The organism is Methylocapsa sp. S129 (genome assembly GCF_009765995.1).
Lineage (GTDB): Bacteria > Pseudomonadota > Alphaproteobacteria > Rhizobiales > Beijerinckiaceae > Roseiarcus.
In genome coordinates, this window is the sequence record NZ_LMUI01000059.1 from 262,173 (window position 1) to 272,941 (window position 10,769).

Below are 10,769 nucleotides of genomic sequence, written 5' to 3' on the forward strand. Positions count from 1 at the left end.
GGGAGCGTGACATGGGACAGGCAAGGACAAAGTGTGGCTCCGGTAGGCGCGATTCGAGCGAGGCCGGCTTCACATTGATCGAGATGCTCGTCGTCATCACCATCATCGGCCTGATCGTCGGACTGGTGGGGCCGCGGGTCCTTAATTATCTCGGCGAGTCCAAGGTCAAGACGGCCCGCATTCAGATCGAAAGCTTCTCAGCCGCCTTAGACCTCTATTATCTCGACAACGGCCGCTATCCTTCAGGCGACGTCGGGCTTTCGGCGCTGGTCCAGCGGCCGGCGTCGACCGAGACCTGGAACGGACCTTATCTGAGGACGCCCTATGTTCCGGCCGACCCTTGGGGGCATCCCTATGTTTATCGGACGCCGGGCGACCACGCGCCCTACGAGATCGCGTCTTACGGGCCGAGCGGTCAGGAAGGGGCGGATTCCTCGTCGACTATCAAAAGCGCAGGCGGCAGTCGTGACGCAGGACGGTGAGTCCGGCTTCACGCTGCTCGAGACGGTCTGCGTTCTCACCATCGTCGCCTTGCTTGCCGCTTTGTCCTTGCCGGCGCTGCCGAGGGCGACGTCGCGTCCGCGCCTGGAGGCCTATGCTTTGGATGTGGCGGCGCTACTGAAGGCCGATCGTTTTGCCGCCATGCTCGGCGGCGCGCCGGTCGCCACGGCGCTCGACCCGCTCACGATGACCGTTCGCTCCGGCGCGAGCAAACGAAGCGTCGAGCTGCCGCGCGACGTCGGCTTCGACGCGCTTCTGCCGCAACGCTGCGGCGCGCGCGCCGTGGAGGCGACGATCGACTTTTTTCCGTCCGGCATGTCCTGCGGCGGCGCGATCGCCCTGTCGCGGCTCGGCGTCGTCTATCAGATTCGCGTCAATTGGCTAACCGGAGGCGTCGAGGTCGTTGCAGTTGAAAAGCCATAGAAAGCGCCCGAGCGAGGCGGGTTTCACGCTGATCGAGACCCTGGTCGCGCTGACGATCCTCGCCATCTCGCTCGGCGCCATCGGCGAGCTTGCCGGCGGCAGCCTGCGCTCCGGCGCGGCGCTGGGGCGGCATGTCGCGGAAGTCGAAACGGCGCGCAAGATCGTTGCCGGACTGCCGGGCCGAAACGAATTGGCCAGTGGCGCGTTGACCGGCGCGCTTGAGAATTATCAATGGCGGGTCGACGCCAAGCCCTATGTGCCCGCTTTCGCCGCCGCGTCCGGTCCATGGGCGGCGCAGGCGATCGCGCTGCGCGTCCTGTCACCCGAGGGATCGATCGTCGAGGTCGATACGATCCGCCTGCGCAAGAGGCCGCAAAAATGAGCGGGCTCAGCGAAAAGGCGAGGGCTGGAGACGGCGAGGCCGGCTTCACGCTGCTCGAAGCTTTGCTCGCCCTCGCGCTCTCCGGCGTCATCATCTACGCGCTGACGATGATTTCAGCGCAGTGGATGCCGAACTGGCGCCATGGCTTCGCCGATGTCCAGCGCGCGGATACCTTGAGCCTGGGGATTGAGCGGATCGTCGCCGATCTCGAATCCGCGGAATTCGTCACGCTCAACAACTCAACTAAGGATCTCGTCTTTCAAGGCGGCGAATTATCGGTGATTTTCGTGCGTTCGGCGCTTGGACCGAACGCCGCGCCGCATCTCGAGGTGGTCCGTTTCTCCGAGACCGTCGACGATCGCGGCTTCGTTTTGGTTCGCAGCAGGGCGTCGTTCGCGCCATTGCCGAACGGCAGCAGCGCATCGAGCTTCAATTTCGTCGATCCAGTGGTCCTGGTGCGCGCGCCCTTCCGCGTCTCGTTCGCCTATGCCGGACCCGATCGGATATGGCGGAACGCTTGGGGTCCCAGTCCGCTCCTGCCCACGGCGGTCCGCATCACCGTGCGCGACGCCGTGACCCAGCAGGTGCTCGCCGCCTCCACCGCCGCCCAGATTCACGCTGACGTTGCGCCCGATTGCATGCGCGAGAAATCGCCAAGCCAATGCGCGACGAACGTCAAGCCGGGCGGCGAGGGAGCGGCGGCGGCGCAGCAGACGTTGTGAGGAGGCACGGCGCGACGATGAGCCACCCCCGTGGCAAGAACGAGACGAGCGAGAGTGGCTTCATCCTGGTCGCCGTCTTGTGGATGATCATGGCGCTCGCCACGCTTGCGTTGATCTATTCGGTCTACGTCTCCCGCACTGTCGCGACCTCCCATGTGACGGATGATCGCCTGCAAGCGGAGGCGTCGATCCGCGCCGGCGTCGAACTCGCCGCCTATCAACTGCTGAACGCGCCGGAGAGCGCGCGTCCGACCAACGGGCTCTTCACGGCCCATGTCGGGAAGGTCAATATTGCGGTGCAATATCGGTCGGAAGGCGCTCGAATCGATCTCAACGCCGCGCCGAAGGCGCTGTTGGTTGGACTGTTCGAGGCGATCGGGGTCGGCGAAGGCGCGGCGACAAGCTACGCCGATCGTGTCACCGGCTGGCGGCAACGGCCGCAACCGGAGGGCGCCGACGGCGACGAAGCGGCGTTCTACAAGACCGCGGGCGCGTCTTATCCGCCGCGGCAGGCTCCCTTCGCCAATGCGCTTGAATTGTCGCTGGTGCTCAACATACCGCCCTATGTCGTTGAGCGGGTCCTGCCTTTGGTAACGGTCTACAACGGCCGCGCCGAGATCGATGCGCTGAACGCCGCTCCCGAAACGCTAGCTGCTTTGCCGGGTATGACGCCGGAGATACTCAACGGGGCGCTGGCGCAGCGCGTGCGACGCCCCGACGATGGACCCGCCTTGCTCCAGGCTCTCGGCGACGCAGCGAAATACACCACGATCCAAGGACGCAGCGCCTTTCGCGCGCTGATGAGCGTCGACCTGGACCACAAGCGGAGCATCCACGCCGAGGTCGTCTTTCTTCTGCTCGACAATGGCGACGAGCCCTTCCGTATGCTATATTGGCGCGATGACTTTGACGGGCCCCTCTGATCGAGTGCCGACTCGCGCGGGAGCGCTGGCAGGTGCGTCTTGAACGAACTTCGTCGGATTTTCGCCTGGCTGTCGAGCACGCTTAACGATGCAGCGCTGGCGATCGCTTGGTCCGGCGAATGGCTCCGCCGGCCGCACAAAGCGCAATTCGTGGAACAGGCGGACGGATCCTTCGTTCTGTTGGGAGCGACCGGCAATTCAGGGCCCGGCGGCGGAACTCTGCTGCGCGTCGCCGACGGCAAGCTCGTCGGCCCGATGCCGGCGAAGACGCGGTCGAGCCTCGCGGGCAGCCAGATTGCGATCGAGCTCCAGGCCTCGCGTTTCGTTTTCCGTCCCTTGGAGTTGCCGCGACGCGCGAGCGAATTTCTTGAAGGAATCGTGCGCGCCCAGATTGACCGGCTGACGCCATGGACGGCGGCCGAGGCCGTTTTCGGTTGGAGCGATTCGCCACCGTCCGCCGGCGAGCGGATCGAAATCACCGTGGCCGCGACTGCGCGCGACGCGATCGTGCCGATCCTAAAAGCCTTTGCTGAATTCGGGGCCGATTCGATTGCGTTGGCGACCGTCGCCGAGGCCCCGGGCGCGCCAACGCCGATCCGGATTCTCGCCCAACAGGCCGGCGGCGGTTTGCACACGCGCCGGATCAAACAGACGCTCGTTGCGATTCTACTCATCGCCTGCCTTACGCTCGGCGCGGCGATCGCCGCCGCGGTCATCGTCGGCGCTCGCCTCGATGCGGAAGCGCTCGATCTGACCCACCGCATCGCGGACAGAAGGATCGCACTGCTCAATAGTCGTGGCAGCGCGGCGGACGAGGCGCTGGCCGGGCTTGAGGCTCGAAAGCGATCGACGCCGGCGAGCGTAATCGTTATCGAGGCGCTTTCTCAGACGCTTCCCGACAATACGTTTCTGACGGAGCTTCATATCGAGCGCGGACGCCTGCAGATCGCCGGCTTGACGCGCGACGCGCCTGCGTTGATCCGCCTCATTGAACAATCGCAGCATTTCTCACGTGCGACGTTTTTCGCGCCGACCACCAAATCGCCGACCGAGAACGGTGAGCGCTTCCACATCGAGGCTCAGATCGAGCCCGTTTTCCCGACGCCGCCATGAGCGAACCCCCGATCCGTCGCACAAACCTAACGCGCCGACAGGCCTCCGCCGCCTTGGCCTACGCCGCCGTCGTCGCTTGCCTGATCGTCCTCGCCCTATGGCCGCTTTCGAGCCTCGCCGACCGCGCTAGCGCGGTTTCGACGCAGGCCGAAATGCTTGACCGGCTCGACAGCCGCAAGAAGCCTGCCGACGGCTCCGGAGAGCTCGGCGCGACGGGATCGCCCTTTCTCGACGGACAGAGCGTTACGATCGCGGGGGCCACCCTTCAGCAGCGGATCGGAGGGGCCGTCATGAAGGCGGGCGGCAATGTTCTCTCTTCCCAAATCGAGCTGGATGGCCCAGAATCGAAAGAGGGTTTCGTCAGGCTGACGACCAATTTCGAGATCGCCCAGCCCGCTGTGCAGCAGGTTCTCTACGACCTTGAAGCGGGCATGCCGTTTCTTTTCGTCGACGTGCTGTCCGTTCAAGCTCCGCAGGCGGTGGGAGAGACGGAAACCGAGAGGGTGAGGGCGTCCATGGGGGTCTATGGCCAATGGCTGCCGGCAAAGTGAAGCGCGTCAGGCTCCTCGCGCTCGCCGTCGCGCTCGGCCTGGCGCAGAGCGTCGCGGCGAGAGAATCCGGTCGAGCGGACCCGCTGCTTGCGCCGCTCTCGGGCGGGGCGGCGCCGGATGTCGACGTGGCCAGCCCGCCGAACCCAACCCCCACCCAAGCCAAGCCGGCGCCGATCGGCAATCCGCTCTGGGCGATTCCGATTCGCACGCTTTCGGCGACGCGCGATCGCCCTTTGTTCTCGCCCTCGCGCCGGCCGCCCACGCCGGTTGTGGCGGCGGTCGCGGCGCCAGCGCCCATGCCGGTGGCGCTCAAGCCGGCGCCGCCTGAACCGCCGCCGCTGATCCTTGTCGGCACGATCGTCGGCGATAGCGACCGGTTCGCACTGCTGTACAACACCAACACCAAAATCGTGAAACGCCTGAAAGAAGGCGAAGAAGAATCCGGCTGGCGGGTGAGTTCGGTCGCGTTCCGCTCGGCCGTCGTGGAGAAAGACGAGCGGTCGATCACCCTGGCTCTGCCCAAGCCCGGCGACACCAACCCGGCGACGGCGCTGCAAAACTTGACGCCGCGACCGGCGACCGCAGCCGACAATCTCTGACCGCCGCGGGCGTTCCGGCGTTTTGACGGCGCTCACGCCCCGCCCGCTCAGAGCTTCACTTTGGAGATGCTTCCAGTCATAGACGCGACACCATCGCGGGGCTGGCAGGGTTCTCGACAATGTGATATAATTTGATTTAAATTGAAGTGGCCCGGCCTATCCGACGGTCATTCGGGGCGATGGCGTTACGATCGTATCCGGCGGCGTTGATACACAACTACATTGCTGTCTATGGGGGGATCACAATGAAACGGCTTTCCTTTTTCTTGACTCTCATCTTCGCGCTCGGCGTCGGGCTCGCCGCCGAGCCAGCTTTCGCTCAGGCGACGCGCACCTGGGTTTCCGGCGTCGGCGATGACGCCAATCCCTGTTCGCGAACCGCGCCATGCAAGACTTTCGCCGGCGCAATTTCAAAGACGGCAGCGGGCGGCGAGATCGACACGCTGGATCCGGGCGGGTTCGGCGGCGTCACCATCACGAAGAGCCTCACGATCGACGGTAGCGGCGGCGGCTTGAGCTCGGTTCTCGTCGCTGGCACGCCGGGAATCACGATCAACGCTCCCGGCGGCACCGTGATCCTTCGCAACATCCAGATCAACGGCCTGGGCTCCACCACCACCCCCGGCACTTATGGCGTCAACATCGTCGCGGCAAATAACGTCAATATCGAGAATGCGCAGATTTTCGGCTTTCAAAATATCGGCGTTAACTTCACCCCGTCGGGCGGCACGCAGGCCGTCCTCAAGATCGTCGATACGATGATCACGCAAAATGTCGGCGGAGGCGTCCTCGTCGCGCCGAGCGGGCAAAGCGCCGTCGCGACTTTGGTCAATGTGACGGCAAGCCAGAACAAATATGGATTGCGCGTCCAGGATTCCGGCAAGGCCACCGTCTTCCGTAGCCAGATGAGCGAAAGCTCGTCCAACGGGATCATCGCCGCCTCGACGAGCCTTGCCTGCGAGGTGAATGTTCAGGACTCGATCGCCGACAACAATGGCGCCTACGGGGTGGCTTCTTCGGGAACTGGGGCGACGCTCCGGATTTCCCGCGTCGGGCTTTATGACAATGTCACCGCCGGCATCGGCGCATTGGGCGGCGCTGTGCTATCCTACGGAAACAATTCCAACTCGAACAACGCCAGCGGCGCCCCGACAGGGACGATCACGGCTCAATAATCGCGTCTCGCGTCGGCGCGGCGTCCCCTCGGTCGGTCGCAGCGCCGCCGTTATTCTGCCTTGCTTGCAGCAGCCTGCCTTGAGCCGGCCGCTGTAATCGTGTTAGGTTACAGACCGAAATCGGTTTCGCCTGCGAGACCGCATCGAGCCGGATCTGGCGGTTGGCGAGAATCGGCTCTCGATGGAGCATGCGCGGCGGTGAAAGTCTTAATATGCACGCGAGCTCCCTTGAGAACATGCGAGCGTGCTACCACCGATTTGTCGAAAATGGCCCGCTCGCCGCGGCGTCCGATGTCATCGTACTCGACATCGGCGCCGCGGACGTCAACGGAAGCTATCGCGAAATTTTCAGCGACAGTCGCTTTCACTATATCGGCGCAGATCTCGCCGCGGGCGACGGCGTCTCCCTCGTTCTGGAGAACCCATACAAGCTGCCGATTGACGACGCCTCGATCGACGTCGTCCTTTCAGGACAGATGCTTGAACATTGGGAATTCTTTTGGCTCGCATTCGCCGAAATGGCGCGCGTGCTCAAGCCCGGAGGCTATATCTTCCTTGTCGCGCCGTCGGCGGGGCCGATCCAGCGCTGCCCGGTCGATTGCTATCGATTTTATCCGGACGCCTATGCCGCGCTGGCCAAATACGCCAATTGCCAATTGGTCGACGTCTGGCTTGACGAACGCGGTCCGTGGAACGATCTGGTCGGGGTTTTTCGCCGGCATGCGCTTCCGCCATCGTCGCCATTGGGAAGACCTGCGGCCAACGCCGCCTATGGTCCGGGCGATCCTCCGAATTCTCCGGAGGAAGAGGCGACCAAGGGCGATGCATCCTATCTCGACGTGCTTGCGGGCCTCCACCGCGATCTCGCGCCTTCCCTCTATCTGGAGATTGGAGTGCGGCATGGCCACAGCCTGAAGCTGGCGCAATGCGAAGCGATCGGCGTCGATCCAAAGCCTGACATCAAGGTCGGTCTTCCGTTGACGGCGCGAATAGAGACCAAGACCAGCGATGATTTCTTCGAAGATCTCTCGCACACGCCGCTGGAGAACCTCCCGGATCTCGTCTTCATCGACGGCTTGCATCTTTTCGAATATGCGTTGCGCGACTTCATGCATGTCGAACGCCTTACAAAGCCAGGTGCGCTGGTCGTCTTCGATGACATTTTTCCGAATCACTCGACGCAGGCGGCGCGCGTTCGGCGGAGCCGGGTCTGGGCAGGCGACGTTTGGAAAATCTACGCCTGCCTGCGTCAATGGCGTCAGGATCTCTTCCTTCTTCCTATCAATGCTTCGCCGACTGGGCTTTTGCTGGTCGCTGGTTTGGACTCCGGCAATCGGGTATTGTGGAGCAACTACAATTCGATCGTGCGGTCTTACGCCGATGAGCGGCTAAGCCCGCCAGACGAGATCCTGAATCGGGCCGAGGCGAGATCGGCCGCTTCGTTGACGTTGCCGCTCCTGGCGGAGACGCTCAAGGCTGCACGCGCCGAAGCGCGGGCGTCAGACGAGGTCGTCCAAATGTTGCGCCTGCGCCTTTCCGATCAAGGCTCCTAACTAAAGATCGGTTCGCCTCTCCAATGACCTCCGGCTTGAAGAAACTCTCCGTCATCGTCGTCAGCTACAATATGACGCGCGAACTGCCCCGCACCATTCGCTCGCTGTCGCCGAGCATGCAACGCGACATCGCCGCAGAGGATTACGAAGTCATCGTCGTCGACAACGGCTCGGTTCACCCGTTCGACGAGGCCGAATGTCGCCGCTGGATTCCGGATCTCATCGTCCATCATATCGAGCATCCAACGCAATCCCCGGTTCCAGCGATCAATAAGGGTCTGGCCATGGCGCGTGGCGAGATCGTTGGCGTCTTCATCGACGGCGCTCGAATGGCTTCGCCTGGCATGCTCGCGGCGGCGCGGCTGGCGTTCCGTCTGCATGAGCGGCCGGTCGTCGGCACCTTGGCTTTCCATCTGGGGCCTAAGGTTCAAATGGACAGCGTCAAGAACGGTTATAATCAGGCCGTAGAGGATGAACTCCTCAAATCGAGCAAATGGGAGGAGGATTCCTACCGTCTCTTCGAGATTTCCGCTTTCGCCGGCTCGTCCGACAGAGGGTGGTTCGACCTGCCAGCCGAAGCGAACGCCTTGTTTCTCAAGGCCGGTCACTGGCGCGAAATTGGCGGTTACGACGCCGCCTTCGTGACGCCGGGAGGCGGCTTGGCCAATCTTGACATCTGGGAGCGTCTATGCGCCGATCCGTCATCTTGCGTCATCATGCTGCTCGGCGAGGCGACCTTCCACCAAGTGCATGGAGGCGTCGCCACGAATTCTCTCAATCCGCCCCAGGCGCTCTTTGCCGAGGAATACCACCGGATACGCGGCCACGGCTATGTCCGCCCGAATCGGCAGGCGATTTTCTTGGGCTCGGCGCCGCGCGCCGTCCTTGCCTCGATCGAACTGTCCGCCGCAATGGCGCGCGCTCATGTGCGCAGCGAGTGATGGATGACGCGGCGCCGCTGAAATGACGACGACGATCATCCACGCCGGGCCACATAAGACCGGAACGACAACGATCCAGGACTTTCTCTCCGCCAATCGGGATTGGCTGACAGCCGAGGGCGTTTGCTATCCGGTCGATCCGATTGGATTGACCGGCCATCACGGATTAGCGTGCTGGCTCAGCGCGCCACGCGATTTGACGGGGCCGAACGATTTATTTTTTCCGGAACGCGAGATCTTCACCGCGGGGAACGGCGCGCGCGCCCTCGCCGCTGAAGAGCTGCGTCGCATCGCGTCGACGGACCTGCCGATCAGGCTCGTATCGTCGGAAATTTTCAGCACCTTCGACGGGAAGGACTTGCTGAATCTGGAATCGTTCCTGGGCCCCGTCGACCGCGTCGTGCTTTATATCCGCAATGGCCTCGAATATCTGCATTCCTGCTGGGCGACCAAGGTCCGCTGGGGTCACCAAGGCGCTTTCGACGTTTTTCTGCGCGACGCGCTCAGCTCACAGACGCTCAGTCCGATATTCGGGCCGATTCGCTTTGCGAACGCCGTCGCCGAGATTTTTGGGCCGAGACGCCTGTCGATTAGGAGCTTCGACGCAGCGCTCACCCATCCCCGCGGTTTGACTGCCGATTTCCTCGAAGGAGAGCTCGGCCTCCCCTCGCCGGCCGCCGCCGACGCTCAGTCCATTTCCAATGCCTCGCCCGAGCCTTTCGTGACCGAGCTTCTGCGCGCAATGAACATCATCGCCGCAAGAGCCGGGGACGCAGACGGCTACGGGCTGCTGCATAAGAACGTCTATACCGCGCTGGAGCGGGACGGCGGTATGCTGCGCGTCGAGATCGGCGCGACGCTTGGGCCGCTGATGAGATCGATTTCGATCAGGGATGTTGGCGCGCTGGCCATCGACGAAATTGGATCGATTCGAGGCCTGGGGACGCCGACGCTGCCGGCTTTCGAGGCCTGGAAGTTTCCTCTCGACGAGACGATGTCATGGATTGACACGGGGGCGCTCATGCTTTCTCTCGACCGCCTGCCTCGCGGGATCGACGGCTGCGCCATCTGGCGTGTCGCCGTTTGAGACGCGGCGCGGAAAGCATTCCGCGCTCCCAATCCCACCATGGAGACATCAGCACTCAGAAAGAAGCGTCCGGGATCGCGAGCGACGCCTGGCGGCAAGCGAACCTCCATCACCGACAACGACATCTTCGAACCGCTCGGCTGGCGCGCGCAACTCACCACCAAGCAAATCGTCGCCTTCGATCGCCGCTATGAGAGCAAGACCCGCAATCGCCTGACCGATCTCTACCACGAGGCGGATGGCAAATGGCCGGGTGGTTGTTCAACGCCCTGAGCCCATCATCATGTCCGGCCACCGCATCACCGCGCTCGCCCGCACCCCGAGCCACAACGCTGAAGGTATGCTCCTAGCGATCATCGATTTGAGGGAACGAATTCCGGTTCGATCCAGTGCGTCGGCGTGACGAAAAGGCCGTTGTTCGCGCGTCCGCCCGTCACGGCGAGGTCGACGCCAAACACGTCGGACAGCAGGCCTGCGGAGAGGACGGCGGCGGGCGGGCCGCATGCGACAAAGGCGCCGTCGCGCATGACCGCCAGCGTGTCGGCGTAACGTGCGGCGAGATTGAGGTCATGGAGGACGATAAGAACGGCGACGCCCCGCGCCGCCGCCAGACGCGCCGCGTCAAGCAAGGCGAGTTGGTGACGTAGATCGAGATTTGCGACCGGCTCGTCGAGCAGCAACGCTTGCCGGTCGGCGATCGACCGGCCTGCCTCAAGCTGCGCCAGCGCGCGGGCGAATTGAACCCGCCTCTGCTCGCCGCCCGACAATGTATCGTAGCGGCGGGGGGGGGGGAGGGGGG

Annotated in this window: 13 protein-coding genes and 1 pseudogene; 13 read left to right on the forward strand and 1 reads right to left on the reverse strand. The window is 63.5% G+C overall.

Annotated elements, in window-relative coordinates; translation table 11 throughout:
• Positions 1–11: 11 nt before the first annotated feature.
• From gspG to GSQ90_RS29845, 13 genes are all read left to right on the forward strand, one after another.
• Positions 12–482 (forward strand): type II secretion system major pseudopilin GspG, encoded by a 471-nt coding sequence (gene gspG / locus GSQ90_RS29785; RefSeq protein WP_158818609.1) that lies wholly within the window; start codon positions 12–14, stop codon positions 480–482.
• Complete coding sequence (locus tag GSQ90_RS29790; protein WP_158818610.1) at positions 466–924, forward strand: prepilin-type N-terminal cleavage/methylation domain-containing protein; 459 nt, start codon at positions 466–468, stop codon at positions 922–924. Before gspG ends, GSQ90_RS29790 begins: the two co-directional genes overlap by 17 nt.
• Complete coding sequence (locus GSQ90_RS29795; RefSeq protein WP_158818611.1) at positions 911–1,306, forward strand: prepilin-type N-terminal cleavage/methylation domain-containing protein; 396 nt, start codon at positions 911–913, stop codon at positions 1,304–1,306. The genes GSQ90_RS29790 and GSQ90_RS29795 overlap by 14 nt, the downstream gene beginning before the upstream one ends.
• Positions 1,303–2,028: a prepilin-type N-terminal cleavage/methylation domain-containing protein gene (locus GSQ90_RS29800; protein WP_158818612.1), complete on the forward strand. Its 726-nt coding sequence runs from the start codon at positions 1,303–1,305 to the stop codon at positions 2,026–2,028. Before GSQ90_RS29795 ends, GSQ90_RS29800 begins: the two co-directional genes overlap by 4 nt.
• A gap of 17 nt (positions 2,029–2,045) precedes the next feature.
• Positions 2,046–2,951 carry a general secretion pathway protein GspK gene (locus GSQ90_RS29805; RefSeq protein WP_158818613.1) on the forward strand — a complete coding sequence of 302 codons (906 nt, stop codon included), beginning with the start codon at positions 2,046–2,048 and terminating at the stop codon, positions 2,949–2,951.
• A 39-nt stretch (positions 2,952–2,990) separates the two neighbouring features.
• Complete coding sequence (locus GSQ90_RS29810; RefSeq protein ID WP_158818614.1) at positions 2,991–4,064, forward strand: PilN domain-containing protein; 1,074 nt, start codon at positions 2,991–2,993, stop codon at positions 4,062–4,064.
• On the forward strand, positions 4,061–4,615 hold the full coding sequence (gene gspM / locus GSQ90_RS29815) for a type II secretion system protein GspM (RefSeq protein ID WP_158818615.1): 555 nt from the start codon (positions 4,061–4,063) through the stop codon (positions 4,613–4,615). Before GSQ90_RS29810 ends, gspM begins: the two co-directional genes overlap by 4 nt.
• Positions 4,597–5,214, forward strand: coding sequence for a hypothetical protein (locus GSQ90_RS29820; protein ID WP_158818616.1), 618 nt, complete (start codon positions 4,597–4,599; stop codon positions 5,212–5,214). The genes gspM and GSQ90_RS29820 overlap by 19 nt, the downstream gene beginning before the upstream one ends.
• A 245-nt stretch (positions 5,215–5,459) precedes the next feature.
• Positions 5,460–6,389: a right-handed parallel beta-helix repeat-containing protein gene (locus GSQ90_RS29825; protein WP_158818617.1), complete on the forward strand. Its 930-nt coding sequence runs from the start codon at positions 5,460–5,462 to the stop codon at positions 6,387–6,389.
• 212 nt (positions 6,390–6,601) lie between these two features.
• Positions 6,602–7,942 (forward strand): methyltransferase domain-containing protein, encoded by a 1,341-nt coding sequence (locus GSQ90_RS29830; RefSeq protein WP_158818618.1) that lies wholly within the window; start codon positions 6,602–6,604, stop codon positions 7,940–7,942.
• A gap of 35 nt (positions 7,943–7,977) precedes the next feature.
• The gene (locus GSQ90_RS29835; RefSeq protein WP_158818619.1) at positions 7,978–8,883 is read left to right on the forward strand and encodes a glycosyltransferase family A protein; all 906 of its coding nucleotides are present in this window, start codon (positions 7,978–7,980) and stop codon (positions 8,881–8,883) included.
• 22 nt (positions 8,884–8,905) lie between these two features.
• Entirely contained in the window at positions 8,906–9,970 is a 1,065-nt protein-coding gene (locus GSQ90_RS29840) for a hypothetical protein (protein ID WP_158818620.1), read from the forward strand.
• A 39-nt stretch (positions 9,971–10,009) separates the two neighbouring features.
• Positions 10,010–10,243 carry a hypothetical protein gene (locus tag GSQ90_RS29845; protein WP_158818621.1) on the forward strand — a complete coding sequence of 78 codons (234 nt, stop codon included), beginning with the start codon at positions 10,010–10,012 and terminating at the stop codon, positions 10,241–10,243.
• Between the two features lie 80 nt (positions 10,244–10,323).
• Here the strand turns inward: GSQ90_RS29845 and GSQ90_RS29850 are convergent.
• Positions 10,324–10,769 (reverse strand): annotated as a pseudogene (locus GSQ90_RS29850) (hypothetical protein); the annotation flags it as partial.